Source organism: Aeromonas sp. OTU364 (assembly GCF_038440395.1).
Classification (GTDB): domain Bacteria; phylum Pseudomonadota; class Gammaproteobacteria; order Enterobacterales; family Aeromonadaceae; genus Aeromonas.
Map to the genome: position 1 here is coordinate 19,405 of NZ_JASATR010000012.1, position 25,127 is coordinate 44,531.

At 61.8% G+C, this 25,127-nt stretch carries 34 protein-coding genes and 3 tRNA genes; 5 read left to right on the forward strand and 32 right to left on the reverse strand.

Annotated elements, in window-relative coordinates; translation table 11 throughout:
• Positions 1 to 31 precede the first annotated feature (31 nt).
• The 5 genes from uvrC (at position 32) to AAHB08_RS12840 (ending at position 3,292) form a co-directional block, all read left to right on the forward strand.
• Positions 32 to 1,885, forward strand: a complete 1,854-nt coding sequence (gene uvrC / locus AAHB08_RS12820) for an excinuclease ABC subunit UvrC (RefSeq protein WP_342059130.1) — start codon at positions 32 to 34, stop codon at positions 1,883 to 1,885.
• A 358-nt stretch (positions 1,886 to 2,243) separates the two neighbouring features.
• Positions 2,244 to 2,798, forward strand: coding sequence for a CDP-diacylglycerol--glycerol-3-phosphate 3-phosphatidyltransferase (pgsA, locus tag AAHB08_RS12825; protein ID WP_139436951.1), 555 nt, complete (start codon positions 2,244 to 2,246; stop codon positions 2,796 to 2,798).
• Positions 2,799 to 2,979: 181 nt separating this feature from the next.
• Positions 2,980 to 3,055 (forward strand) — tRNA-Gly (locus AAHB08_RS12830).
• A 35-nt stretch (positions 3,056 to 3,090) separates the two neighbouring features.
• Positions 3,091 to 3,164: transfer RNA gene (locus AAHB08_RS12835), tRNA-Cys, on the forward strand.
• Positions 3,165 to 3,205: 41 nt separating this feature from the next.
• Positions 3,206 to 3,292, forward strand: a tRNA-Leu gene (locus tag AAHB08_RS12840).
• 256 nt (positions 3,293 to 3,548) lie between these two features.
• On the opposite strand, the gene AAHB08_RS12845 is transcribed toward AAHB08_RS12840, so the two are convergent.
• From AAHB08_RS12845 to AAHB08_RS13000, 32 genes are all read right to left on the reverse strand, one after another.
• On the reverse strand, positions 3,549 to 4,709 hold the full coding sequence (locus tag AAHB08_RS12845) for a phage late control D family protein (protein WP_342059131.1): 1,161 nt from the start codon (positions 4,707 to 4,709) through the stop codon (positions 3,549 to 3,551).
• The gene (locus AAHB08_RS12850; protein WP_342059132.1) at positions 4,709 to 5,200 is read right to left on the reverse strand and encodes a phage tail protein; all 492 of its coding nucleotides are present in this window, start codon (positions 5,198 to 5,200) and stop codon (positions 4,709 to 4,711) included. Before AAHB08_RS12850 ends, AAHB08_RS12845 begins: the two co-directional genes overlap by 1 nt.
• Positions 5,201 to 5,212: 12 nt before the next feature.
• Positions 5,213 to 7,648, reverse strand: a complete 2,436-nt coding sequence (locus tag AAHB08_RS12855; protein ID WP_342059133.1) for a phage tail tape measure protein — start codon at positions 7,646 to 7,648, stop codon at positions 5,213 to 5,215.
• Positions 7,645 to 7,776, reverse strand: coding sequence for a GpE family phage tail protein (locus AAHB08_RS12860; RefSeq protein ID WP_319916666.1), 132 nt, complete (start codon positions 7,774 to 7,776; stop codon positions 7,645 to 7,647). The genes AAHB08_RS12855 and AAHB08_RS12860 overlap by 4 nt, the downstream gene beginning before the upstream one ends.
• An 8-nt stretch (positions 7,777 to 7,784) precedes the next feature.
• Positions 7,785 to 8,069: a phage tail assembly protein gene (locus AAHB08_RS12865; protein WP_342059134.1), complete on the reverse strand. Its 285-nt coding sequence runs from the start codon at positions 8,067 to 8,069 to the stop codon at positions 7,785 to 7,787.
• A 77-nt stretch (positions 8,070 to 8,146) separates the two neighbouring features.
• Positions 8,147 to 8,662, reverse strand: coding sequence for a phage major tail tube protein (locus tag AAHB08_RS12870; RefSeq protein WP_342059135.1), 516 nt, complete (start codon positions 8,660 to 8,662; stop codon positions 8,147 to 8,149).
• 9 nt (positions 8,663 to 8,671) lie between these two features.
• Positions 8,672 to 9,850, reverse strand: a complete 1,179-nt coding sequence (locus tag AAHB08_RS12875; RefSeq protein WP_446699532.1) for a phage tail sheath protein — start codon at positions 9,848 to 9,850, stop codon at positions 8,672 to 8,674.
• 193 nt (positions 9,851 to 10,043) lie between these two features.
• Positions 10,044 to 10,457, reverse strand: a complete 414-nt coding sequence (locus tag AAHB08_RS12880) for a tail fiber assembly protein (RefSeq protein WP_342059136.1) — start codon at positions 10,455 to 10,457, stop codon at positions 10,044 to 10,046.
• An 8-nt stretch (positions 10,458 to 10,465) separates the two neighbouring features.
• Complete coding sequence (locus tag AAHB08_RS12885) at positions 10,466 to 11,674, reverse strand: gp53-like domain-containing protein (RefSeq protein ID WP_342059137.1); 1,209 nt, start codon at positions 11,672 to 11,674, stop codon at positions 10,466 to 10,468.
• 1 nt (position 11,675) lies between these two features.
• Positions 11,676 to 13,091, reverse strand: a complete 1,416-nt coding sequence (locus tag AAHB08_RS12890) for a phage tail protein I (RefSeq protein ID WP_342059138.1) — start codon at positions 13,089 to 13,091, stop codon at positions 11,676 to 11,678.
• Positions 13,091 to 13,492 (reverse strand): hypothetical protein, encoded by a 402-nt coding sequence (locus tag AAHB08_RS12895; RefSeq protein WP_342059139.1) that lies wholly within the window; start codon positions 13,490 to 13,492, stop codon positions 13,091 to 13,093. The genes AAHB08_RS12890 and AAHB08_RS12895 overlap by 1 nt, the downstream gene beginning before the upstream one ends.
• 10 nt (positions 13,493 to 13,502) lie before the next feature.
• Positions 13,503 to 14,375 (reverse strand): baseplate assembly protein, encoded by an 873-nt coding sequence (locus AAHB08_RS12900; protein ID WP_342059210.1) that lies wholly within the window; start codon positions 14,373 to 14,375, stop codon positions 13,503 to 13,505.
• A gap of 5 nt (positions 14,376 to 14,380) precedes the next feature.
• The gene (locus tag AAHB08_RS12905; RefSeq protein WP_342059140.1) at positions 14,381 to 14,740 is read right to left on the reverse strand and encodes a GPW/gp25 family protein; all 360 of its coding nucleotides are present in this window, start codon (positions 14,738 to 14,740) and stop codon (positions 14,381 to 14,383) included.
• Positions 14,737 to 15,309, reverse strand: coding sequence for a phage baseplate assembly protein V (locus AAHB08_RS12910; RefSeq protein ID WP_342059141.1), 573 nt, complete (start codon positions 15,307 to 15,309; stop codon positions 14,737 to 14,739). The genes AAHB08_RS12905 and AAHB08_RS12910 overlap by 4 nt, the downstream gene beginning before the upstream one ends.
• Before the next feature lie 149 nt (positions 15,310 to 15,458).
• Positions 15,459 to 15,827 (reverse strand): hypothetical protein, encoded by a 369-nt coding sequence (locus AAHB08_RS12915; protein ID WP_342059142.1) that lies wholly within the window; start codon positions 15,825 to 15,827, stop codon positions 15,459 to 15,461.
• On the reverse strand, positions 15,824 to 16,192 hold the full coding sequence (locus AAHB08_RS12920; RefSeq protein WP_342059143.1) for a DUF6864 domain-containing function: 369 nt from the start codon (positions 16,190 to 16,192) through the stop codon (positions 15,824 to 15,826). The genes AAHB08_RS12915 and AAHB08_RS12920 overlap by 4 nt, the downstream gene beginning before the upstream one ends.
• A 132-nt stretch (positions 16,193 to 16,324) precedes the next feature.
• A complete protein-coding gene (locus AAHB08_RS12925) occupies positions 16,325 to 16,972 on the reverse strand; it encodes a Rha family transcriptional regulator (protein ID WP_342059144.1) in 648 nt (215 codons plus the stop codon).
• A gap of 410 nt (positions 16,973 to 17,382) precedes the next feature.
• Positions 17,383 to 18,165 carry a hypothetical protein gene (locus tag AAHB08_RS12930; RefSeq protein ID WP_342059145.1) on the reverse strand — a complete coding sequence of 261 codons (783 nt, stop codon included), beginning with the start codon at positions 18,163 to 18,165 and terminating at the stop codon, positions 17,383 to 17,385.
• Between the two features lie 73 nt (positions 18,166 to 18,238).
• Positions 18,239 to 18,691: a phage virion morphogenesis protein gene (locus tag AAHB08_RS12935; protein ID WP_342059146.1), complete on the reverse strand. Its 453-nt coding sequence runs from the start codon at positions 18,689 to 18,691 to the stop codon at positions 18,239 to 18,241.
• The gene (locus AAHB08_RS12940; RefSeq protein WP_201926206.1) at positions 18,673 to 19,143 is read right to left on the reverse strand and encodes a phage tail protein; all 471 of its coding nucleotides are present in this window, start codon (positions 19,141 to 19,143) and stop codon (positions 18,673 to 18,675) included. The genes AAHB08_RS12935 and AAHB08_RS12940 overlap by 19 nt, the downstream gene beginning before the upstream one ends.
• Positions 19,118 to 19,369: an Rz1-like lysis system protein LysC gene (lysC, locus tag AAHB08_RS12945; RefSeq protein WP_342059211.1), complete on the reverse strand. Its 252-nt coding sequence runs from the start codon at positions 19,367 to 19,369 to the stop codon at positions 19,118 to 19,120. Before lysC ends, AAHB08_RS12940 begins: the two co-directional genes overlap by 26 nt.
• Complete coding sequence (gene lysB / locus AAHB08_RS12950) at positions 19,254 to 19,727, reverse strand: Rz-like lysis system protein LysB (protein ID WP_342059147.1); 474 nt, start codon at positions 19,725 to 19,727, stop codon at positions 19,254 to 19,256. Before lysB ends, lysC begins: the two co-directional genes overlap by 116 nt.
• The gene (locus tag AAHB08_RS12955) at positions 19,717 to 20,538 is read right to left on the reverse strand and encodes an N-acetylmuramidase family protein (protein WP_342059148.1); all 822 of its coding nucleotides are present in this window, start codon (positions 20,536 to 20,538) and stop codon (positions 19,717 to 19,719) included. Before AAHB08_RS12955 ends, lysB begins: the two co-directional genes overlap by 11 nt.
• Positions 20,535 to 20,843, reverse strand: coding sequence for a phage holin family protein (locus AAHB08_RS12960; protein WP_342059149.1), 309 nt, complete (start codon positions 20,841 to 20,843; stop codon positions 20,535 to 20,537). The genes AAHB08_RS12955 and AAHB08_RS12960 overlap by 4 nt, the downstream gene beginning before the upstream one ends.
• Before the next feature lies 1 nt (position 20,844).
• The gene (locus AAHB08_RS12965; RefSeq protein ID WP_342059150.1) at positions 20,845 to 21,105 is read right to left on the reverse strand and encodes a hypothetical protein; all 261 of its coding nucleotides are present in this window, start codon (positions 21,103 to 21,105) and stop codon (positions 20,845 to 20,847) included.
• A 1-nt stretch (position 21,106) separates the two neighbouring features.
• Positions 21,107 to 21,469 carry a putative holin gene (locus AAHB08_RS12970; RefSeq protein ID WP_041214915.1) on the reverse strand — a complete coding sequence of 121 codons (363 nt, stop codon included), beginning with the start codon at positions 21,467 to 21,469 and terminating at the stop codon, positions 21,107 to 21,109.
• A gap of 9 nt (positions 21,470 to 21,478) precedes the next feature.
• Complete coding sequence (locus tag AAHB08_RS12975; protein ID WP_342059212.1) at positions 21,479 to 21,709, reverse strand: TraR/DksA C4-type zinc finger protein; 231 nt, start codon at positions 21,707 to 21,709, stop codon at positions 21,479 to 21,481.
• A gap of 2 nt (positions 21,710 to 21,711) precedes the next feature.
• Complete coding sequence (locus tag AAHB08_RS12980; RefSeq protein ID WP_025327452.1) at positions 21,712 to 21,915, reverse strand: tail protein X; 204 nt, start codon at positions 21,913 to 21,915, stop codon at positions 21,712 to 21,714.
• Complete coding sequence (locus tag AAHB08_RS12985) at positions 21,915 to 22,385, reverse strand: head completion/stabilization protein (protein WP_342059151.1); 471 nt, start codon at positions 22,383 to 22,385, stop codon at positions 21,915 to 21,917. The genes AAHB08_RS12980 and AAHB08_RS12985 overlap by 1 nt, the downstream gene beginning before the upstream one ends.
• Positions 22,386 to 22,482: 97 nt before the next feature.
• Positions 22,483 to 23,163 (reverse strand): phage terminase small subunit, encoded by a 681-nt coding sequence (gpM, locus tag AAHB08_RS12990; RefSeq protein WP_342059152.1) that lies wholly within the window; start codon positions 23,161 to 23,163, stop codon positions 22,483 to 22,485.
• A gap of 9 nt (positions 23,164 to 23,172) precedes the next feature.
• A complete protein-coding gene (locus AAHB08_RS12995; protein ID WP_342059153.1) occupies positions 23,173 to 24,204 on the reverse strand; it encodes a phage major capsid protein, P2 family in 1,032 nt (343 codons plus the stop codon).
• Between the two features lie 12 nt (positions 24,205 to 24,216).
• A complete protein-coding gene (locus AAHB08_RS13000; RefSeq protein ID WP_342059154.1) occupies positions 24,217 to 25,041 on the reverse strand; it encodes a GPO family capsid scaffolding protein in 825 nt (274 codons plus the stop codon).
• Positions 25,042 to 25,127 lie beyond the last annotated feature (86 nt).

The window sequence follows — 25,127 nt, forward strand, 5'->3', positions numbered from 1 at the left end:
TTTTGCATTCATCCCTTGAGTCGAGTTGCCGATGACCCTCTCTCCCGAGCCCCATTTTGACAGCAAGGCATTTTTGAGCGCCGTCACCCACCAGAGCGGCGTCTACCGCATGTATGACGGCGGCGGCACCGTCATCTATGTGGGCAAGGCCAAGGATCTGAAAAAGCGGCTCGCCTCCTACTTTCGCACCAATGTGGACAGCATCAAGACCCGCACCCTGGTGCGCCAGATCGCCGACATCCAGGTCACGGTCACCCACACAGAGACAGAGGCGCTGATCCTCGAGCACAACCTCATCAAGCAGTACCAGCCGCGCTACAACGTGCTGCTGCGGGATGACAAGTCCTACCCCTGGATCATCATCACGGCGCACCAGCACCCGCGCATCGGCGTCCATCGCGGCGCCCGCAAGGTGAAGGGGGAGTACTTCGGCCCTTACCCCTCCGGCGGCGCCGTGCGCGAGAGCCTGCACCTGATGCAGAAGATCTTCCCGGTGCGCCAGTGCGAGGACGCCGTCTATGCCAACCGCACCCGTCCCTGCCTGCTCTATCAGCTCAAGCGCTGCGCCGGCCCCTGCGTGGCCGGGCTGGTGAGCGAGGCCGAGTATGCCCAGCAGGTGGAGCTGGCCAAGCTGTTCCTGGCGGGCAAGAACCAGCAGGTGATAGGCGAGCTGGTGGGCAAGATGGAGTCCGCCAGCGGCGATCTGCGCTTCGAGGAGGCGGCCCGCTACCGGGATCAGATCCAGGCCCTGCGCCGGGTTACCGAGCAGCAGTCGGTGAGCGGCAACGTGCTGGACGAGCTGGACGTGGTGGGGGTGGCCTTCGATCAGGGGGCGGCCTGCATCCACGTGCTCTTCATCCGTCAGGGCAAGGTGCTGGGCTCGCGCAGCTACTTCCCGAAAGTGCCGGCCGATACCCCCCTGGACGAGGTGGTGCAATCCTTCCTGCTGCAGTTCTACCTGTCGGGGCAGGGGGGACGGCAGATCCCGAGCGAGGTGCTGCTGGACGTGGCGCTGGAAGACGAGGCGGTGATCGCCGAGACCCTGAGCCAGACCGCCGGCTACAAGGTGCGGGTGCAGAGCCGCACCCGGGCCGAGCGGGCCCGCTTCATCAAGCTAGCCTCCATCAACGCCCAGACGGCGCTGCGCTCGCGGCTGGCCCACAAGAGCACCATTACCGCCCGCTACGACCAGCTGGAGGAGCTGCTGGAGCTCGAGCGCCCCATCGCCCGCATGGAGTGCTTCGACATCTCCCACACCATGGGGGAGCGCACCGTGGCCTCCTGCGTGGTGTTCAACCGGGAGGGGCCGCTCTCATCGGAATACAGGCGCTTCAACATCGACGGCATCACGGGGGGCGATGACTACGCCGCCATGGAGCAGGCGCTGGAGCGGCGCTTTGGCAAGCAGCAGGAGCCGGACAAGGTGCCGGACGTGCTCTTCATCGATGGCGGCCTCGGCCAGTTGCGCCGCGCCGAGGAGATCCTGGCCCGTCAGCTGGAGTTTCTGGGGGGCAAATACCCGCTGCTGGTGGGCATCGCCAAGGGGGTGACCCGCAAGGCCGGGCTGGAGACCCTGATCATGGGGGAGAGCCACGAAGAGTTGCACTTGCCAGCAGATATGCCCGCTTTGCACCTTATTCAGCACATTCGCGATGAATCCCACCGTTTTGCCATCACAGGCCACCGCGCGAGACGGGCGAAAGCCCGTACCACCAGTACCCTGGAGGACATCCCGGGGGTGGGGCCCAAGCGGCGGCAGGCCCTGCTCAAGTACCTGGGGGGCCTGCAGGAGGTGAAGAAGGCGGGGGTGGATGAGCTCGCCAAGGTGCCCGGCATCAGCCTAGAACTGGCCCAATCCATCCACGACGCCCTGCACTCGCTCTGACCCTGGATAAACGTTGCTGTTCTGGGGGATATACCCAGGAGCCGGCGGGTTCATACCATTCAGGGGCCTTGCATTCGCTCCCCCCTGGGTTGGCGTTGTTGTTCAGGACAGGGGATCCCTGGTACCCGTCAGGAGCGGGTCTGACCCGGGCCACCTTGAGTGGGTGGCATTTGATGTGGATCCCGCAAACCAGCCCCGGCAGCACAAGAGCCGTGACGCAGGGGGCCCGCAAATGCCATAATGGCATGCATCCTGAGGTTATTGATGGATTAATGGACCAAGGCGGGCGCCTGTCCGGTTGCAACGGTGATCGGCTTGGGGCTACCATCTAGCGGCATACAAGAAGTGGCTGAAAATAATGACAAATATTCCTAACCTGCTGACGTTTTTTCGGATTTTGCTCATCCCCGTCTTCGTCATCCTGTTCTACCTTCCCTATCAGTGGTCCTACCTGGCGGCTGCGCTTGTCTTCATCCTGGCGGCCGCGACCGACTGGTTTGATGGCTATCTCGCCCGCAAGCTGAACCAGTCCACCGCCTTCGGTGCCTTCCTCGATCCCGTTGCCGACAAGATCATGGTGGCGGCCGCCCTGGTGGTCATCGTCGAACACTACAACACCATCTGGGTCACCATACCGGCCATGACCATGATTGGCCGCGAGATCATCATCTCCGCTCTGCGGGAGTGGATGGCGGAGCTCGGCAAGCGCTCCTCGGTGGCGGTCAGCTGGATCGGCAAGTGGAAGACCATGATCCAGATGGTGTCGCTCACCGGCCTCATCTGGCAATACGACATCTGGATGGTCTGGCTCGCCTACGTGCTGCTCTATGTCGCCACCGTGCTCACCTTCTGGTCCATGTTCCAGTACATGAAGGCCGCCTGGGGCGATCTGACCTACCACTCCCGCTTCTAGTCCACCCATGGGCAAATGGCCGTTTCCTTGCCGTTGGGGCAGAGAAACGGCCATGAGTGGCAAAAGTGTGGGAGAAGGGCAAAAAATGCCCGAACGATCAGCGTATTAAATGTTTTTGGTTGACTGGACGAGGAACATCGCTAGAATGCGTTCTCGTAGTCAGGCAGTCAGCCAGACCGATGCGGGAATAGCTCAGTTGGTAGAGCACGACCTTGCCAAGGTCGGGGTCGCGAGTTCGAGTCTCGTTTCCCGCTCCAAATTCAGACAATCGAGAGCCAACTCTCTTTTGCATGGCGCGTTAGCAAAGCGGTTATGCAGCGGATTGCAAATCCGTTTAGTCCGGTTCGACTCCGGAACGTGCCTCCATATTGACAAGCCCGCGGCGCGGACTTGATACCGATTGCGGTGCCCGAGTGGTGAAATCGGTAGACACAAGGGATTTAAAATCCCTCGACGTTCGCGTCGTGCCGGTTCGATTCCGGCCTCGGGCACCATTAAAATCAAAGAGTTACTAAGGCCACTAGTGATAGTGGCCTTTTTTGTTTTGACTAAATGGCGACAGAGTGGCGACAGAGTTTTTTTGATGGGCTTACACAAGCACCGGCTGGGTAGTCACTCGGCCTTCTTGTATGATGCCGCATCTGCTTGATGGCGTGCTTCATGCGGCACTTTTCCCTGGCCATGTTTCGGTGCGTAATCAGGCGGATTGAAAAGGGCTCCACATTGTGGAGCCCTTTTCGCATTTCGAAATTAGTCTGGCAGTTCCTCCAACTTCACCTCGAGCTGCAGGCGGTTGGTGTAGCCCTGGTTGGTGAGGTCGTGCACTACCTGGGTGAGCTGCCAGTCGGCCTCGTCAATCTGGGGCTTGAACCCTCTGACGGTGGTGGGTTGCTCCGGGTAGAGTTCAGGGCGCCCCAGCGCCAGAGTGATCTGGAAGTCGGCCACGCCGCGTTGCAGCTTCTCCCATTCAGCCCGGGCTGCCCGCATGGCATTAGCCTGGCTGGCATAGACATGCCGCAGCTCTTTGACGTTCTCGCTGCTACCGACCAGCAGTTCGTTCTCTTGCTTGTTGACCATGACACCCGGGGGCAATGGCCGTTCCTGCGTCGGCTTGGTCTTCTTCTTGCGCTTCACCTCGACTCTCTTTTTCTCCGCCTCCTTGTTGTCTTGCCAATAGGCGGTCACGCCGGTGTAGGCATCGCGGTCAGCCACTGAGAAGCGGTGTTGATCGCCATCCCGACGGGTGATGGTGATGGCGGGCAGAGGCTGACCGCTGGCGGTGGTGCCCTGGCCTGCCTTGATAAACAGCAGGCGGCCATTCTTGACGGTGGCGATGCCATCGCACTGACCAGCCAGGCGAGTGAGGAAGGCGAGATCGCTCTCGTTGGCTTGGTCGATGTGGTCTATCACTTGGCCCTTGAGCGAGTCACTCACGCAGGGGGTGAGCTGGTAGGGTGCCGCTACCTGCTCGACGATGCCGTTAACGGTGGTCTGGTGCCAACTGCGCTCGCGCAGCTTGTTCATGCCGCCGCGCAGGTCGGCCGACTTGCCCCGGATGGTGAGCACATCCGGTGCCCCGCCGTGCTCCACTTCGTCGATCTTGTAGGTGCCCTTGTCGACCAGGGCGCTGCCTTGCCAACCGATGAGGGCGCGCAGGGTGGCGCCCCGGCGTGGCATATCGAGCTGGCCATCGCTGTCATCGAGGGTGATCTCGATGGTGTCGGCGGTGAAGCCCCGGTTGTCGGTGATGGTCATCGACATCAGACGCGGCCTGATGGCGGCCGAGATGTCTTTGCCGTCAGCCAGCACCTGGTAAGCCGGTACCGGGTGGCCTTGGCGCAAGGCGTCGAGCGGATTGGTTATCCCTAAGTTCTCGGCCAGGCGACTGCCGAACTGGTCGAATGCCTCCATCAGAGAAGCCCCCCGAGCTTGTTGCCGATACTGCCGACCAGCTTGCCTAGGCCCAGGCGGCCAAAGAGGTTGCCCGCGGTGCGGCCCAGCAGGGTGTTGCCAAGGGAGCTGTCGTTGTCATCGACCCGCTTGAGCTTGATGGTGAACTCGATTTTACGGGCGGTGCCATCGCTGAAAAACTCGCTGCGGGTGGTGCTGATGCCCTCGATCACGAATGACCCACGCATGACGCCATCGCCCTGGATCAGGGGGAAGGCCTGGCCGCTGTCGGCCATGCTGTTGAGCATATCGAGGGAAACCGGCCCCCCGGTCACCTCGGGCAGCAGCACACCGCTGAAGGTGCTGGTTTCATCATCCGGGCCGAGGAACTGATAGGCAGGGCGAGCGCCGATCCGGTTATTGCCCGGGTGGCGCCATGCACGTTCGTCTTGTTGTGAGAGGGGGGCCACTGTCGAGCGCATAAACACGAACCAGCCCAGGGTCATCATCATGGTGGTTGCTCCTTAGTTGCGGTCGGTCAGGGAGGCGCGACCGTTGGCAGCGGCCTGCCGTTCGCGTCGGTCCAGTTCGCGGCGAACCTCTTGCGCCACATCCGCGCCGGATTGCCCGGGTTGCTGGACGATATGGATGGGGGCGTTGATCTCGGTGGTGGTGCTGCCTCTGGCGACCGGGCGTGGCGGCGTCACGATGCGTGGACCGTAACCGGATCCCCCCGCCATGGCCGGGGTGTTGTAGTTGCCGGTGAGGTAGCCTGACGGGTTGACGTTGGCCGTGACCGAGCCACCCCCTCTCATCCAGTCCGGTAGTAGGTCGGTGAGTGCCTTTATCTTGGCTTTCAGGCTCTCCCACTTCACGGTGATGCCACCAATCAGGCCGTCGACGATGGCCTTGCCCTTGTTGGCCGCCCCGGCAGGCAGGGTGTCGAAGAAGGCCCAGATCTCGCCCCAGTGCATGATGAGCAAGCCGATGGGGGTCCACGAGAAGAGCTCTTTCAGGAGCTCCCAGAAGGCGAGCGCAGGGGCCTGGCACTGCGCCCACAATCCGCTGAACCATGCGGCGACCCCATCCCAGTTTTTGTAGAGCAGGTAAGCCCCGGCGGCGATGGCCACAATGCCCATGATGAACCAGCCTATGGGGTTGGTGAGCATGGCAAGGCCGAGTCTGACCATGCCCATGGTCAGCGCCTTGATGAAGGTCAGCAGGGGGCTCCCATAGACCAGCAACATCGACATCCCCATCTTGATGGCCGCCAGCGGCCCCAGCAGGCCCGCCACAATCAGCAGCAGCGACCCGCCAGCGGCAGCGGCCACGGCTGTCACGGCCGCGATACGGGTCAGGGTGGAGGTCAACTCAGGGTTGGTTCGCATCCAGTCACCGGTGACCTGGATAATCTCGGTGACGCGCTGAATGATCCCGCGCATCGGGCCATTTTCGGTCTCCATCATCTGGATGCCCACGTCATCCCATGCGGAGGTGAGGTTATCCAGATCACCGATGGCGTTATCTGCCATGACCTTGGCGACCTTGCCTGCTTCCCCCTGGGTTTGTTTCAGGGTGGCGATGAGCTCTTGCAGCTTGCCGGAGCCCGCCTGTTCGGTCAGCACAGCCAGAGCGGCGAAGGCCTCTTCACCGGCGATGGCCTTGAAATAGCCCGAGCGGGTGGCATCCCCCATCTTGCTGGTCTTCTTGTAGAGCTCGTCGAGAATATCGGGCAGGGCGCGCAGGTTACCCGCCGCATCGGAGGTCTTCACGTTCAGGGCGGCTAGCGCATCGTGTGCGGCCTTGGGGGGCGCCGCCAGGCGGCCGAGAATGGCCCGTATGGCGGTACCGCCCATGCTTCCCTGGATACCGGCATCCCCCAGCTTGCCCGCCATGGCGGAGGCGGTTTCAAGGTCGACGCCAAGGCCTGCCGCCACAGGGCCCACGTACTTCATGGTTTCACCCAGCATCTGCAGGTCGACGTTGGCACGGGTGAAGGTGCCGACCATCACATCCCCGAGCCGGTTCATCTGATTTGCCGGCAGTTTGAAGCCGGTCAGGATGTTGGATCCGATATCCGCTGCAGCGGCAATTTCGACGCCACCCGCCTTGGCAATATCGAGCACCCCAGGCATGGCGTCACGGATCGCCTTGGGGGTAAAGCCAGCCATGGCGAGGAAGCCCTGGCCCTGCGCCGCTTCGCCCGCCGTGAAGGCAGTATTGGCGCCGAGCTCCCGCGCCTGAGCCCGCAAGGCGGCCAGCTCGCTGCTGCCTTTGTCCAGCCGGGTGATTGCCTGCACCTTGGACATATCGACATCAAAACCCATGGCCTTGCTGGCGATGTTGGTGCCCTTGTAGATAGCCGCGGCACCGGTTGCCATGCCTGCGGCGCCATAACCTGCCATGGTGCTGCGCATGGACATGGTCTTGTCATAGTTCGCCTTGACCTGGTTGATGCGCTTTTGCTGGTCGGCCAGTTGGCCCAGCTTGGCCCGCTGCTGGTCGAGCTGGGTGTTGGCTGCGGCAAGGTCGCTCTTGAGCTGGCGCTGGTGCTGGCCCAGCTGTTTGGTGTTGATGCCTGCCTCGCCCATGGCCCGTTTCAGGTTGCCATGACGGGCGACCATTTCCCGCTCTTGCTGGGAGAGGTCGCGCACCTTCTGCTTGGCTTGTTCCATGGCGCGGGTCATGGCCTTGGTCGGCTGCTCGACCTTGGCGAACTGCTGGGCCATCTGCTGAGCATCGCGCTGGGCTGCTGTGAGCTGGGCGCGAGTGGCGCCAATCTGCTGGCCGAGGGTGCGATAACCGTCAACCTGGCCGCTCTGGGTTTCCAGTTCCTTGATGCGCTTTTTCGTCTCGACCAGGTCTTTGGCAGTGATGCGGCTCTGGCCGCTGGCTGCCTTGAGGGGGGCGGTGAGCTTGTCGACCGCCCCGAGGAGAATTTGCAGTTTGAGAGGGTTCATTGCTCTGTTGCCCCGTTGATGCGGTTGTGAGTCTCAACGAGGTGTTGGTGCCAGCCCATCAGCTCGCTGATCTCCATGGCCGCCATCTCGGACGGCGGCCAGTGGGCGATGATGGCCAGATCGGCCATCACCTCGTCTACGCAATGAGGTAGGCCATTCTCTTCGGTACCAAAAAAGCGCTTACCTCGCTGCCCAACTGCATCAGGTCGGCCGGATCCATGTTGCCAATTTCGAGTTCGGTCAGGATCGGGGTGGTGATGCGGGGCAGCAGTTTGGTGAGGGCGTTGACGTCCATCTGCACCACATCGGTCATATTGAGGCCGCGCATTTCGCCCGCCTTGGGTTTGCGCAGTTGCACCTCGATGATGGCGGTGTCGCCGCGTTGGATGGCCTGGTCGAGGGTAACGGTCTTGTTTTCCATGGTGTTTGTTCCTGGTGATGTGGTGAAGGCGGCACTTTCTGTTTGGATAAGGGCCGCCCGTTGGGTTGTGGAGTAGGTTAGAGGCCGATGGCCTTGCGGTGTTCGGCCATCAGGTCGACGCCGTCGACAATCCAGATCATGTTGAGCAAGTCGATTTCACACAGGTCGACGCCGTTCATGGTCTCCTTGTAGTAGGTGTTGACCATGCTGACTTTGCTCTGGGAGTTGTCACCGCTCTTGAAGGTGCCCCGGTCCAGCTCTTTGAAGCGGCCGCGCTGGACGATTTCGACCGAGACCACTTCACCGGTGTCGTCGCGCTGGAAAGAACCGGCAAAGCGCAGGGCGACGCCGTCAATCTTGGCGAGCCCCATGCGCTTGACCAGGTCAGCCTCTACCCCACCGAAGGTGAAGGAAGTGTCGAGGGCGCCATCTTCCAGCCCCATGTGAATGTTGGCAGCGCCCATCATGCCGCCGCCGCGATAGGCTTCGAATTTCTGGCCCATCTTGGCCGGGGTGAAGTCTTCGGCGACGCCGATCCAGCTCCCACCATCCATGAAGATGTTGCCGTGTTTGAGTTTGCGAGGCAGTGCCATGGTGGCTCCTTATGCGGCGGCCGCAACACGGGCGCCGAAGTCGATGAGGTAGGTGTCGGTGATGCGCTGGATGAAGCCGAGGTCTTCGAGCGGCGGCACCGGGGTGTAGTTGTAATCGATGCGCAGCTTGCCAGCCTTGAGGGTGTCTTTGTCGTTGAGCTCCTCGTTGTACCAGCAGTCAAAGCCGAGCAGGTAACCGCCCGCCACCAGTTCGCGGCCCTTGGCCTTGATGCCCTCAATGATGTCTTTCACCAGGGTGGGGGTGAGCGGCTTGTCGTTGGCCCACATGTGGGCCTCGGCCATGGTGTCGGCCAGGATCTGGGCGGTGCGGGTGTAGCTCTCGAACTGGAACAGGGGATCATCGGAACAGGTGCGGTTGCCCCAGTAGCGGAAGCCGTCCGCCCGGATGAGGGCGGTGATCTCGCTGGCGTTGAGCAGGCCGACTTCGGTGTCGGGGTCTTGCAGATCCCAGAACAGCGCCTTGGTCATGCCGTCTACTCCGGTCACACCGACATTGGACAGGGTCTTGTGCCAGCCGATCTCCTTGTCGATGAATGCCCGCATGGCGGCCGCCTTGAGGCAGGCATCCAGCTTGATGCTGGCATTGGCGGTAGTGTCCCAGGCGGTCCAGTCGCCGTGGATCGGCATCAGTTCGCGGCTGGAGAAGTTCTCGCGGTAGGCGAGCGCCGCCTCGACGGTGTCGGCGATGGTCGGCACATAGGCGAAGGCGCGCAGCTTCTTGGCCGCGCCCGCCAGGGCGGTAGCGATGGGCAGGGTGCAGTTCTCCGGCACGCAGAGGATACGCGGCTTGACGCCCGTGACCGGGGCGGCCCGTTCCAGTGCCTTGAGGCCGGTATAGCTGCCATCCGGCAGTATGGTGCCGATGATGTTGCTGGTCAGCTCGGCGGCGTCGGCGCCATCGGCCACGCGCACGGCGATGACGATGGTGTTGACGGTGTCATAGATGGTTTGCAGCGAGCGCTTGAGGTTGCCGGTACTGCCCGCCTTGGCGATGGCCGCCGGCAGGTTGGCAATCAGCACGGGTTTGTTGAGGGGGAAGTAAGCGGTATCCGCATCACTGCCGGTGCAGATGATGCCGATCACCGCCGTGGCGACGGTGCGGTTGGTGCGTGTGCCCTCGTTGACTTCCACGACGCGCACGCCGTGGTGAAATTGGTCCAGTGCCATAGGTTCTCCTGTTGTCCGGACGGAGCTTGTTGCATGTGATGCGAGCAGGGTCAGGATGCAGGGGCAGGGGATGACAGGCGAGCGGCGGCCAGTGTGTGAGGGCCGTACACACTGGTGAAGCGGTGACAAGGTGACGGATGCCGGCAGTCACGAAACACCCCGCACAGGGCGGGGTGGTGGTCGGACTCAAGGGTTATTCGGTGGCGGGATCCCCCGGGCGAGGCGGCCAGGCGGGTTGCTCAGGCCAGCCCGGCAGGCTGCGCACATCCGGCAGCTCGTAGCGATAGCGTTGCCATTGCGCCAACAGCTCGACATCGGCCTCCTTGGCATAGCCGCCATCCACGGCAGGGCGGAGGCGTTCAATCTCGCCTGCGGCGGTGTGGTCGAGCTGGGCCAGCATCAGCTCTGCCATCTGCTGTGCGGGCGGGGCAGGACGTTCTTGTAAAACTGGATAGCCATCGACCATGGCGATCTCTTGCTGGTCACTCTGGCCGTTGACCAGCCTCTCATAGTCCCCCGGCCTGAGCTCGACCGCTGTGTACGGTATGTTGTCGCCATGAATAGCCATCAGGTAGAACCCTTTGGATTCGGGATCGAATTTGTACATGACACCTCCTAGTAACCAATAACCAGCCAACGCAGGCCAAAATTGCTGCCAGCCGCAGCCTTGCCACCCAACTGAATCTGAGAGCTGGAGGCGATCCGGATTGCCAGCGTTGGATAAGTCGTGCTGTCTGGGTAGTCGTAGGTTGCCCAAGCTTGCAGGCCTGCATTAGGGAAGGTGATCGGCAATGTCACATTGAGCGTGCCGTTGATCGGAACCGTGTTGCTACCCCATTGCACTATCAGCCCACCCAGCCAACTCGGGAATTTGATGTATCCGATACCACTCAACTGGGCGACAAACCCAAAGCGTATTTTTTTCGGCGTCACAGCCACATCATCCGCTGTTCCTGCATCGGTTTGCGCCTGCGTAGCCACCCTCAACATGCCGAGCACTGACTCCCCGGCTTGCTTGACCCAGTTCATCAGCTTCAAGGCCGTTACAAACTTGCCGTCATCTTCCCCCGCGTCGACTTCGGCCTGGGTGGCGATCTGCGCCTTGCCTTTCACCCCTTCGCTGGCGGTGGCGATGACCACGACCCCGGTCTGGCCATCGACCGACTGCACCGCGTCGGTGGGGGTGAGCAGCTCTTGCCAGTTGGCCAGGGTCGAGGCGCCCGTCACCCGCAGGATGAAACTCTTGTTCAGGTCGGTGCGCACTGCGACATCGCCGATTTCAGCGGTCAGGGCCAGCATGGCGGCCTGGGTGCCGACGACAAAGGTGTCGGTGATGGCGGTGGCTGGGATCTGGGCGACGGGCACCTTGCCGCCACTGTCCAGGGTAGCGACCCCGTTGGCTGCCCCCTTTTGGCTGCTGGGGACGGCATCGGTGATGCCATAGCCCAACAAGGTTGTGGGGTTGCTGCCGGCGGTGACGTTGCCCTTGGCATCGACGGTGACAGAGCGATAGGTCCCCGCCACGACCCCGGAGTTTTTATAGGTGGCGGTGATGGAGATGTTGCCGCTGCCATCGAACGAGGCCTGACCGGTCACATCCCCTGCCACGGCGATGGTGCGCGCCGTGGTGAGCTTGTTGGCCTTGCCGGCGGCGGTGGTGCCGCCTTCTAGGTCATCCATGTGCTTTTTCAGGTAGGCGGTGCGGTTCGCCAGCGCCTGGGCCTGCTTGTTGGAGGTACCCCCCGGGCCGCCGAGCACCGGGTCGCTGGTTTCGAGCTGATAGACGCCTGCGTCCCAGCTCACCACCTCTTGTAAATTCGCCATATCAGGAGGCTCCGTGGTTGTAGTTGCCGTTGTAGGTTGCGGCGCCGTTGTATGTAAGGGGCGCCTGGGTGTAATCGAGGGCCGCCAGATGGCAGCGGGCCGGTGCCATCTCTGCCAGCAGGCGCCGGATGCGGTTCGCCTGCACGGTGGTGACCGGGCGGGCGAGGATGACGCGATAGACGGCCCACTGGGACGGATCCCCGTGGGGTTCGTTGCCGTTGTAAGCGAGCGTGCCGTCATAGCGGCGGCCCGTGGCGCGCTCGATGATGGTGCTGTCGCCAAAGCCCAGCACGGCTAGCGCCTCCCTGATGGCCCAGGGGGTGCCTTTGCGCTGGTGCAGGCGGAACGAGGCGCTGATGAGGGCTCGCTGCTGGTCTTCTGACTCGGCCAGCTCCCACCAATCCACCGACCTAGCCCAGGCGAGCCAGGGCAGCAGCGGGGCCGGGCAGGTGTCAGCACAGCGGGTGGTGGTGATCACCTCCGGCGTCACTGTGCTGGCCAGGGTGGCCGCAGCGAGGTGCTCCAGCCTGGTGGCAGAGGGCGGCAGCAGATCCCGGGTGGTCGGCAATGGCAGGGGCAGGCGATGCACCTTGGCCGCGCCGAAAGTGCAGCCATCAACCCCCCGTGTGGTCAGGCGCGCGGTGCTGGCAATCGGCGAGAGTGCCGAAGGCAGCAGCGGGGCCGGGACCAGTGCGGCGGTGATGGCGGGCAGACCGGGGAGCGGTACCGCCGGGGCCAGCGGATAGAGGATCCGCGCGTACTCGGCGGTGGGGCTCCCCACTGCGCCCGTGAACGGGGTCGCGGCTTGGGCCAGTCGAGTGTTGAGCCTTGGGGCACCACTCTGACCATCAGACAGGGCGCCGACTCGCTGGCGCACTCGTGCCCGGAGGCTGCCAAGGGCCCCATGACCAAACCCTGCGGGGGCGAGGCGCTGCACCATGGTCGGCGCCTCGATGTCATCAGGCTGTATGCCGCCTGCCCCGAGCCTGGCCATGACCGTGGCCACCCCCAGTGCGCTCGCACTAAGTCCCGTCAAGGTGATCTGGGTGGACATCTCGGCCGCTCCCATGGCGAGCAGATCCCCCAGGCTCCCCACGCTGGCGCGGGCGGTGGTATCCGGGGTGCCATAGGCACCAGCGTCAATGGCGCCGGGTGCGGTGCGATGGGTCAGCTTGGCCGTGCCTGCTGCAAACTGACTGACTCCGGCGGGCCTGGCGCGCTGCAATGCCGCCATGCCGCCGATTGGCCCTGCCGCTATCCCGCCCGGTGACAGGCCGACCCTGACCCCGGCAATGGCGACCGGCGCGGGGTCATCGTCACCCGGCAGGGAGCCCCGGTAGATCGCCGCCCCGTCGAATGACAGGGCGCCGTCGTGATAGGTCAGTGACCCGCGCCAGACGGGATAGAGGGTTGCCATCAGAGTTTGAAGATCTTATTGGCGCCGTTGTCCCAGGCGATGATGATGTCGCCGCCATTGGTGCTGACCGGCAGGCCCGCCGCCGTGTCGAACAGGGCGATCAGCGGGCTGGTCGCGGCGCTGCCGGTGTCTTTGTAGATGGCGCAATACTTCACCGCCGCCGTGGGCACAGCGCTGAAAGTGAGGTCGGCTGCGTCAAGCACTCCGCCGGTGACCGTCTTGCTGGTCAGGGTCTGCGGGGTACCGACCACATGGGACGAGAGCGTGCTGAAAAACTCGTCGCTGGCCAGGGTGGGGGCGTAGGTGTCTTTGATCAGCGCGCACTTGAGGGTGTCGGCACTGGCGTTGATGGCGCCGGTGAGAAACTTCTCGCGGCCTTTGTCATAGAGGGCGTTTGCCATGGTCTGGTCCTTAATCGAGGTGGAGGGTGGTGAGTTTGGCGGCCTGCTGCGCCGTGCAGGTGACATCTGCCAGCGGTGACCGCAGGGTGACACTGTCGATCCCCGGCTGGTGCAGGGCGGCATAGATGGCCGAGAGCGGGACGGTGGCCCCGACCCGGTAATAGGCGGCGGCCGTCTGGGTCATGGCAGCGGTGGCCGCTGCAATCGCTTGCTCTTTGCCAAGGCCGGTGGCGTTGAGGGTGGCATCGACGGCATAGGGTTTGATCTGGGCGGGCTCGACGGCAACCAGATCGCACAGAGGGCGCACATCATCGGCCGAAAGCGCCTGGCTGACCCGATTGAGGGTGTCGGCACTGGGTTGGCCCGCAGGGGAGAGCAGGGTCACCCGCACGGTACCCGGCGAGGGGCTGTCGACGGACACATCCGCCACCTCGGCACTGGCCGACAGGGCGTGAAACTTGTAGGCATGGACCGGCCCGGCGGTAGTCAGCCCCTCAAAGGCCATCTGGCCGCGCAGGCGCAGACGATCATCCGACTCATAGACAGGCTCGACAGGCGGATTGGCCGCCGGATCCCCCGGGGTGACCAGCAGGCGCGCGATGTCGTACTCGGCGACCAGGTGGTCGAGGGTGGTGCCGCTGGCAAAGGCGAGCATGGTCTGCTTGGTGGCATCGTTGATGCGGGCCCGCAGCACCAACTCCCGAAAGGCGTTCTCTTGCAGCAGCTTGTTGAGCGGCTCGGATTCGAGCTCCAGCGTAGCGGCGATGGCGGCTTGCTGGTCTGCCGGGTAGTAGCTCACCAGGGTGGCCTTGCGCTCGGCCAGGATGGTCTCAAAGTCGAGGGGCTCTACCACCGAGGGCGGCGGGAGCTGGGTCAAATCCACGTTACTCAATTGGCGGCTCCTGTGGGGATGGCAATAGAAGCAGACTCCGGCGCGCCGCCGTCCTTGCGCTGCCAGGTGAGCTCGATGGTGAGGGCACCATCCATGCCGCCGCCCAGCACATCGACCCGGGTGATGGTGATGCGCGGTTCCCAGTTGATGAGGGCCTGCACGGTGGCGGCCATCAGGCGCAGGCGGGTGGCCTGATGCTGGGGCTGATCGATGAGGTAAAACAGCTCGCTGCCGTAGTCGCGGCGCATGACCCGGGATCCCACCGGGGTGATGAGGATGTCGCGCACCGACTGGATGATGTGGTCGGTGGCGCTGATGGCGCGCCCGTTCGCGGCGTTCATGCCGAGCCAGTTCATTGCGGGCCCCCGGAAGTGCCGCTGCCGGAGCTGACGTTGCCGTGCTTGTGGGTGGTCACCTTGATGCCGCCAATCTTGGCGCTGGGGGCGGTGATCTTGCCCCCCGCCTCGATGGTCGAGCCGACCTTGAGCGCCTGGGTGCATTCCACCAGGGGGGTGATCAGCTTGACGGTGACGGAGGCCGAGAGGGTGGCGGTCTTGATGCCGCTGGCATTGAGCGCCCCGGTGGCCGGGTTGTACTCGATGACGGCACCATCGCTGTATTCGGTGCGGTCGAGGTCCGGATTGTCATCGCCTGCCAGCGGTTCGGGGAAGGCGTCGCAGTGGATGGGGCCGACGATGTAGGCATTGCGCAGGTCACCGCTGACCGAGAGCATCAGCACTTGTTCGCCGATGGAGAGGCGATGGCGGGTGCGGTTCTTCCCGGCCCGCGCTGCTGCGTAGGGCCGCCAGTTGGTGATGAGGTCGCCGGTCTTGACGCGACATTCCCCTGATCGCACGGCAGTGACTGTGCCGATGCGGATCAGGTTGTCGATCAGGCGTTGGAGTTCAGTCGGGGTCGGTTGCATGGGGCCATTGTTTTGGGCAATGGCCGGGAAGGCGAGGGGAGGCCAGTGTATCTACAGAGAATACACTGGCGAGTTGAGGCTCTTTAATAATGGAGACTCTCTTTTTAAGCACGCTTGAATTTTCAATGTTATTTTTGATATATTGATAATTATTTGTTTTTGATTTTTTCTATTACCTGAGAAATAGACTGCTTGTCTTTGATGTTATATAAGCTTCTAGCTAGCCAACCAAGGCATAGTACCAGAGATACAATGAAAATTGCTTTCCATGCGCTAGCTTCTATGGACAAGGCAGTTTTGAAATCAGTAGTAAGCAAGACGATTACAATAGTGATTGAAATACCAAGAGGAGTTTTCCAGTCAGAACATTTATCTTGTGATAAACTATGCTCGTTTAATATTAATGTTAATTTGTCAATTGTTATCTGGACAACTTCCTGAGTCACGTTGGTATGTACTTCACTAATACCAACTGACGGTTGATTATTAAATTCAGGAGATGGTTCATTCATGCTCATTCTTTGTTCTCCCCAAGCATGAATTGAATATCCAGTCGATAAGAGTTACCTATTTTTGTTACTATGAAAATACAAGAAACGTGGTATCCTCCATCAGTCGTTGCAAAAAAAATAGGTTTCATTATGTGAGAGCCAAGGTTGTTCGTCCAGTTTGTGAATGTCATTACTCCTTTCTGCCCTGAACCAGTAATAGAACACGAAGGTAGAGAGTTTTCAGCGTCATCCTTTTGTTCAAAAACAACATCAAGAAATAGAGGCGGTTCTGTCGTTATAGGTGTTAATATTATTTTTGCAGTCTCGTTTTCTGGAATTAAAATTGTGTTTGTACTGATAACCTTTCTATTTCCAACTTCAACGTTTACCATCGTAAAATTCCTATAAAAATAAATTCTATTATATTTTTGTAAATTTCTTCAGCTTTTAGCCATGATACCAGCATGTGTAGATTACCTGTTGGGCTACGATCGGTCACGCACATAAGTATATGACCGGTCACATTACCAACCGATCGGTTTGGGCTCGCGGCGCAGGTGGGGGATCAGTTTGGGCCAGTCGCTGTCGCCGTCGGTGTTGGGTTGGATATGACGGGTGCGGTCGGCCAGGATCTTGCGGGCCTGGTTCAGGGTGTAGGGGTACTCGTGGATGATGGAGTAGTAGCGACCGGCATCACGGTGTTCGGCGACCTCGAGCAGCGGATAGATGCTGCGGGCGGCTTCCATCATCCGGTCGGCGGCGCGCCAGCACCAGGTGAGGGTGCAGAGTTCATCATCGGTCAGGCTGATCGCCGGTTGCGGGCGCTGGGCGGCGAGCTGTTCGGCCATCCAGTTAAAGGCGTTGATATAGGCCTCTTTGGTTGCCGCAGCCTTGGCGCCGGTGAAGCCCATCACCACAAAGATAAAGCCGTCTTTGGTCATCTCGTAGAATCGGGAAGAACGCTTTGCTCCGTTTCCAATTTCGACCTCTTGGGACATCTCCGCAAAATTGCGGAGATGAAAATCTGAGCTGCATTCGAGGTTGCGGATCTTCTTCAATACGTCGTCGTGACGCTTGCCAAAGAGATCGGCAACTTTGAGGGAGGTTGTAACAGGTTGGCCTTGATGAAGGCTGATGATCTCGGCAGGGGTAAAACTGTTGATGCTGTTCATAGTGTGATTCCTGTGATGCAGTGAATCGCCACCGAAGAGACCAATCTTACTGGTGACGAACTGGACAGGATTGGTCTTACCGGGCATCACAGGGATCCGGCGCCCCCGAAGGAGCTCCTGCCCAGCCCGTCATAACTGAGATTGCGGGTACTACTGGGCTGCACAAAAAAACACGCGGGCGCGTGTTGTGCGCTGTGATGCTGTCGGGAGACCAATCCCGGCAACGGATTTTGCCGTTGCCCGCGCAGTATCGCGCAACCAACCGCAACCAATCAACCACCAATCGACACAAACCAGCCCGACCGCACACAACACCAGCAGCAGGGTAGCGATTTCCGTCAGGGCAGGGGACGTCTGTTTCGGCAGGGAGCAAACACAGGGCCACAGTGGTGCGGCCCTGTGCCGGGCTGTCAGGACTTCTTGGGCTCTTGGGGGGGGAGGAATGTCTGCTCTACCTGGTCATGGCGCAGGATGAGGGTTCTGCCGTCTTTGAGCCGGTAGGCGCAGTGAGTGGTATTGCAGATGATCCTGATATGAGGGGTATCGCTCAGCATGGTAGAAGTGCTGCTGAGTTTGCTTGTGATTTCATCCCCCTTCTCCAGTTGTGCGATCTCTTTCTTGGCTTGGTCGATTCCATCGGGGACGCAATAGAGTGCTGGCAATATCGTCAGCAGGATAGGCATCACGACGATAAAGAATTTGTCATATAGACGGACCATGAAATCCAGGCACGTAATGATGAACGAATCTCTGCGGCTTCTGAGCTTTTTGGCTATCCAGCGGAAGAACGTGATCATCCAGATCGGTTTCCACAGCCTAGTCGTGTCCAGATGAATGGGTGGCAAAAACAGCATAAGGAATAGACAAACAAAGAGTGCGGCGAAACCACCTAAAAACCACCACCCGTAGGGGGAGACAAGACCAATTAGCGAGATAAAGCCATATAACAGGGTGGTATCTGCTGGTAACGAAAACTCGGTGCTGTCTAGCCCAAAGGTGGTGATGTAACCGTAGTGATACGCCATCCCCATCAAATAGATAGCAGCCGTGAGCAAGGGGGTGGCGGCCAACAATGTATGCACGAACTGCCAATTTGACTCGGTGAAGTTGCTTACTACTGGCTTTTCTACTGGCGCTTTTTTGGTGTTTATCCGCTGCTTGATGCGCTCACGTAATGCTGCTTGCCTGTCCATGTTTTACCCACCCTATCCATTTGCTTTGGCATCGTATAAGTCCCTGTTTACACAGGCAAGGGGGCGGACTGTCTCATTTGGTCAAATGGGCCAGCAGCAACTCCTCCAGCTTTTCCACCTCTTGGTTGGTGATGCCCAGCAGCTCTCGCGCCGGATAGCGGATCTCGCGGCCCTTGATGCGGTCTTTGAGGCCGTATTGGTGAATGGTGGCGAGCCGGTTGGCGGTGCCGACAAACTCCACCACCGCCTGTTGTTCGCTGGCGCGGGCCTTGAGCCAGCTGGTGTTGCTTATCTTGAAGAACATCTTGCGGCGAAGGCGCCCCCGGCCTTGCTTCAGCTTGGGCTGTGGTTTGCGCGGGGCCATGGGGCTGCCATCCGGCTGGATATTGGCTCGGATCCGCTGGGCCTGGCTGGCGCGCAAGGTGCGGGCCATTTCGCCCGCCAACTGGCGGCGGGCGGCGGGTTCCATGCTGGCTAGCAGGCCATCGGCCCAGTGGGTCAGGTGGCTCAGGTCGTCGGCGGCCATGGCTGAGGCTCCCCGTTGATAAAGAGTTCCCAGGTGATGCCGTCATAGGGGTCTTCCGGTGGCTCCGGCAGGTGCTCCCAGCCAATCCCCTGTTCGTTTTGCCACACCCTGACCCGCTCGGTCAGCTTGACGGTGATGATGAGATCCATCAGGTCATTGGCGAGGTATTCGGCCTCGAAGGTGATGCCTTCCTTGCGCTGCTCGTCGTTAGTCATCAGCTCGGGCTGGTGTTGGCGCAGCCAGGCCAGCAGCGGCACCATGATCTGGTCCGGGTGGCCGGCAAAGTCCTCGATGCCGATGGTGAGCGGGTATTGCCACTCGAACGAGAGCGAGCGGGCGCCGGTGCTTTCGACGTTGCCCGGGGCGATGAAGATGTGCAGCTTGTCCGGGTTGGTCTTGAGGTGGGGCACGCAGCGGGTCAGTACCTCACGGATCTGTTTTGGCTTTTCCATGCTCCCTCCCGTTCTGGTGGCGTTGCTGGCAGGCGATAAGGCTGTCGACCTGGGCGGCGCAGATGGCCCAGGCGGCCTCGGCCTGGGTCAACTGGTCGAGCAGGTCGCCGTTATTGGCCGGGCTGGCTGCCGGCAGTTGGCAGGGAGTCAGGCCCAGACAGGTGAGCCTGATAATCTGCGGCGCCGGTGAGGGCGGGGCGCTGGAGCAACCTGATAACAGGATCAGGCAGAGAGCGATCAGCCCACTCCTTGAGTTCAGTATTTTCACGTTTGAGCCTCTTGATGGTGTCGGCCCGGGTAGTGGCCGTGATGGTCAGATCGCCAAGCTGGCGCTGCAGCGTGGCGGCGGCGGTTGCCTGGGCGTCCAGCTCGCCGGTGAGGGTATCGATGACCCTGTCTTTGAGCTTCTCCCGCCGCTCGGCCTCAACGGCCTTGTCGTTGGCGGCCTTGAGGTCGCTTTGCAGGGTGGAGACTTTGCCCTCAGCCTTGGCGGCAGAGCGGGCCGCCCAGCCCCAGCCAGCTAAGGCAATCGCCAGCGCCAGCAGCAACCAGGTGAGGGGGGAGCGCAGCAGGCTACGCCACATCCGCAACCTCCTTCACCGGGTAGACCTTGGCAAAGTGGCTGTATGCCTTGGCCAGCTTGGTGTCGTAGTCGTTCTCCTTAAACGCCGGGCCGTTGTAGCGGCGGGCAAAGTCAGCCCACTTGCGACCCTGCAGGGCCTTGTGCATGGCGGGGTCTTGCTGGATGAAGCGGCACAGGGCGGTGAGGTGGTCCACTTCGCTGCGCTGCATGGCGGCCTGCCAGTCGCTGGCCGAGGCAAAGCCCAGCGCCTGCCAGTGGAAGCCCATGATCTGGAACATCCCCCAACTGGCCGACTCGATGGCCGCCTCCCGGTGCAGGCTGATGGCCAGTTGCAGCCGCTCCCACTCGGCCGCCCCACCGGCATAGCCGCCGCGCTTGGGGTTGACCAGGTTGGGATAGCTTGCGGCCATCTGGTCGGCGGCGGCCTTGCCCAGGTGCTTGGTGAGCTGCTTGTAGAACACGTGCCGCTCGAACAGAACCACCGGACGCTGATCCTGGGTGAAGCCTTCGCCGATGCTCTCGACCTGGGCGACGGTGGCCATGGTGGCGAGCGGCAGGTCCAGCAGGTCAGCGCCCTCCTGCATGTGGTTGATGGTCAGCTGGTTGCCCCGCTCACTGCCGAGCAGGGCGACCAGGGTGCGGGGGCCAGCCTGGCCGATGGCGGTGATCATATGGTCCCGCTGGAAGGCGAGCAGGGCGCGCTCGGTGGCATCGCCAAACCAGCCGTCAGGTTCGAGCGGGTAACCGGCCTTGGTCAGGCGACGCTGCAGATCGGCGACGGCGGCGCCGGTATCCCCTTTTTTCAGACTCATGGCTGAAATCTCCCATTCAGGTGGCTGGCGGTGGTCGGTTGCTGGCGCCGCCGTGGCAGCAGACGCATGACGGATCCGCGAGAACCGATCAGGGCGGTGAGCAGTACGGCGGCCAGCATCACTGCGGCTGGATCTGGCGCGGACATGACACCGAGCAGGACGCGCAGCGGCACGGACCCGGCGGCGACGGTGATGGCCCATGCAAGCAGGGCCGGCAGGGGGCGATAGTCGCCCCCGTTGCGGTTGAAGGTGGCGATGCGCAGCGCGATGGCGGCGCAGATCATGGCGTAGAGGATGGTCAGCATGTCAGCCCCCGTTGAGGGCTTGGTGCTTACGCCGAGCCCATTTGATGAACAGGATTACCACTCGCGCCAGTTCAATAACGAACGCGCAAATGGCTGCTTTCCCGAAGGTGCTCACCGGGTCTAGAGGTGCTCCGTTCAAAAACTCAATCAACATCAGCCACAAGCAGATTGCTGCCAATATCAATGCTGATTTCTCACCAATTTTCAGGAGTGCTTCCAGCCAGTTGATCAGAGAGAAAGCGTTCTTTTCCCGTTGGTTCATGTCAGCCTCCTTTGCGGAGTTTGAGCAGGTCTTCCGGCGTTTTTCGCAAGATCCACTGCAGCAGGTGGACGGCAAGCGCCGAGGCCAGCATTGCACCGACGGCCCTGGGGACTTCGACACTGAGCGGCAGCACGCTGGCCAGCATGGCGGCAACCAGCGGGGCCGCCAGCGCGCCCGCCACGAAGGCGGCAACGAACAGGCCCGCCTTGCGCAGGTTGCCGAGCTCGGCGGTGGTGGCGATGAACACCAGCGCCCCGGCGAATGCACCGAGCAGGACGCCGGGGTCAACGCCTGGGAAGAGGGACAGCAACGCCAAGGCGCTCAGGGTGCTGGTTGCTGCACTGGATGAAATGGGTTCTGGCATCGTGCTCTCCTATCGTTTGCTGCCGTAGTGGCGAGCGGTTTGAAATTCGTGGATGGTCTGGCACTCGGCACAGCGTTCGCAGCCCCGGATCGCTTCACGGCGCGCCTGCGGGATGGTGTTTTCGCAGTCGATGCAGTAGTGCGGGCCGGTGCCACTGATGCGGGCGGCGTGGATGCGGGCAGCGAGTTGCAGCTCGCTGATGTCGGCCAGTCGTTCGAGTTCGTCGTCGAGGCGGCTCATGGTCAGTCCCATAGCTGGATCAGCGGCTGCTCGGCCTGGGTGGGGGCCGCTGGCATTGTGATGAGGGTTCCGGTCGGGAGGATGGGGCCGAGCGCGGCCAAACCGGGGTTGAGTGCGAGCACCTGCTCTGTGATGCCTGCGGTGTAGCCGTAGTGCCGGAACAGGATGAGATCCAGGGTGTCACCCTGCTGGCTGCGCAGCTCCATCAGATGAGCTCCACCGTGTTGTGGGTGGTGCCAAGGATGTCGCGAATGGCAAAGCGGGCGTCGCGGTAGAGGTCGTCAGAGCTGATGATTTTGGCATCGGCCCCTTTGACGCCATCACCGGTGGCGCTGTAGTCGGTGTAACGCTCGAGCAGGTTGGCGCGGGTCATGGCATAGACGGCGCGCCGATAGCTGTGCAGGTGCGCCGATTCGCCATTGATGACCTCGCCCGGTACGGCGGCAAGGGTGGCGACCCCTTCTGCCTCACGGGCGCGGCGCCAGTCAGCCAGATCCCGGTTGACGCTGGTGATGGCGTCGATCACGGCATGCTTGAGGCGGGCCGTGGTGACGGTGCCATCGAGCCGGACGGTGTCGCGCAGGTCAGGCAGCGAGATCGCCGGCCAGAAGGGGCTGGAGTCTATCTCCCCTTCGGCTGGCGACGTGGGGGCATTGGCAATGAATCCGGTGCTCATGGTGCTCCTTTTCCGCTTGTTGGGCGGTGGTCGGGCCGTCTGGTATGCGAAGCGCATTCGTCAGGCCCGAGCCGCCCAGGGTGCGGGGTTCGCTCTGTTAGCTGCCGCCGCCGGTGGCGTCGGGTTGCTGTTCTTTTTTCAGTTCACGCTCGAGCACTTCGAGCTCTTTCTTGATGCCGACCTTGTCGTGCAGTTCGAGGGCGCGGCGGTAGTGCTGGGCGGCCTGCTCCTTGAACTCTTCGGCCAGAGCGGCGCGGCCCACGGCCTTGTGCAGCTTGGCGCGCACCTGGTCGAAGATGTCGCAGTGGGTCAGCAGCTCGAGGTAAGCGCACAGCAGGCCATAACTGGGGCCCGCGCCTGTCTCTTGCAGCTTGATGCCGGTGTCGGCGACCTCTTCGGCGATCAGGGTGGCGGCGGTGCGCTCGTAGCGGTCCGGGGTGCTGAGGCCGTGGCGGATCACGTAATCGGCCATGTTGAAGGCCCCTTCGAGATCGCCGGTGTCGAGGGTCCAGAGCATGACGGTGACGAGGACGTCATCTTGTCCGCCCCGGTCAGCGGCCAGCAGGCCATCAATCCACGGCTTGTAGACGCCCAGCATGGTGCGCTTGGCGTCGATCTTGCGCTCGATGCTCTGGATGCCCTTGAGGGTGCGGCGATGTTCGGCCAACTGCATCAGCTGGAGTTCGTAGGCGTTGGCACGGGCCTGGTCGAATTGGGGATTGGCCGCCCCTTGCAGGGCGGCCAGTGCTCTTTCGCGGTGGCGGCGGGCGGGAGTCATGCCACCCCCTTACTCGCCAGGGGCCGGGTTCGGCCCGATGACGATGTTTTCGACCAGGGCGGCGCAGTCGTAGTCCTCGACCACGTAAGCGTCGTTGGTGCTTTCGTAGTTGACGATACGGTTGCGCTTGGGCTCGTCTTCGATGTGACGACGGCGGGCGCCGGTCTGCCAGTAGATGGAGAGGTTGCTGAGCTTGGTGATGAGCAGCTTGTCTTCGGGGAAGAAGGGAACGCGCACGGCCTTGAGGCCGCCGATCTGCTTCTGGCTCACCAGCACCTGACCAGCCAGTTTGTTCTGGTTGTCGCCCGCGTCGTTGATGATGGGGAAGTATTTGTCGGAGAGCATCTTGCGGCCGCAGATGACCACCAGGTCGGTATCGTCCTGATACCAGGGTTTGATCAGCTCGCTCACAACGTCGAATACCAGGGCGTCGATGTTTTTGTAATCACCGTCGGTGGCATCTACGTAGATCTGGCCGCTGCCCTCGGTGCCCTCGCTCATGACCTGGGCCGGGGCGTCGGTGCGGATGTGTTGCAGCCAGCCGATGTTGACGTCTTGCAGCAGGGGGTTGGCGTTGCGATCGGTGTCGGCGGCGGCTCTGGTGCCATGCCAGCCGATCATGATGCGGTCCAGCCCCTGACGGGTGAGGATGGCGTCACGGACACGGGTCTGGAAGTCGGGGAACTTGGCCCAGGCGTCGATCTGGCCGTAGCCGATCTGGGTGTCGAAGTTGGTCTGGGCGCATTCGTAGCTCTGGTCGTAGAGACCGTGCGGGCTGTTGGGCTGGCGGTCTTTGGTGTCGGTGTTGGTGCGACCGGCGATGGTGCTGGTGATGCCGATACCGACCTTTTGGCCTTTCATCTCATCGACAGGGATGACGCTGATCATGCCGAGGAAGGCGACCGACTCCTGCATTTTGGTTTCCAGGGTCTGCTGGACGCTGGGCTGCACGTTGAACTGCACCATGGCACTGGTGATAGCGTTGAGTTTGGCCACCTGGCTGGTGAACTCGTTGAACTTCTGGCGGGTTTCGTTACGCATTGGGCATGGTCCTTAGCAGTCGGTTTGAATGGAGGCGCTATCGCCACCGGTGGCGGGCGGGCGTTGCTGGTTGAACGCTTCCTGGCCCTCCAGCTTGGCGGTGAGGTCGGCAAGCGCCTTGGCGGTGGCGTCCTGCTTGCTGGTCAGCTCGGTGATGGTCTGGGCCTGCTCGGTGAACTTCTTCTGCAGGTCGGCATCGAGGGTGGTGACCTCTTTCGCGACGGTCTCGACGGCTTGGTGCACATCGCTGAAATCGGCGGTGGATTGCTTCTTGTGGGTGGAGAACAGCGCGGCGATGCGCTCGGCCAGAGAGGGGCCTTTCGCCTGTTCACTTTCGAATTCGATGACGGTTTCCAGCGCTTCGGTGAACAGGCACTCCTTGTGCTGCTTGCGGGAGGCCAGCGGCGATTTGTCGCCTGCACCTGCGCAGAACTGGAGCATGTCGGTCCCTAGGCTGGCGGGGGAGTCGGTGATCGCCAGCCCCATCAGGTAGGCCCCCTTTTCGTTCAGGTTGGGGTGGATCTCGACCGAGGTGAACACCTTCTGGCGCTTCTTGTTCAGCTCGACCAGCTCCGGGGTCGGGTCAATCTGCACGAACAGGGCCAGGCGCTGCTCGCCTTCGATGGTGACCTCTTCGGTCTTGGCGGCGGTGATGTCGCCGTACATCTTGAACAGGCCGTTGGGGTCGATACCCCGGATGTGCTCCATATTGACCCGGGCGCCGTAGGTGGACTGGTTGTAGCGCTGGGCCATCTGCTCAAGCCATTCGCGGGTGATGGCGCGGCCATCGGTTGTGCCCCCTTCTACGGCAACACGGAAAAATTTGGACTTTGCCATGGGCTGGGATCCCTTTGGTGATTGGGTGGTGATGTCGCGGTTATGGTCTGGGTGAGCGGCGGGATCGTGCAATCGGCGGCCAGTGT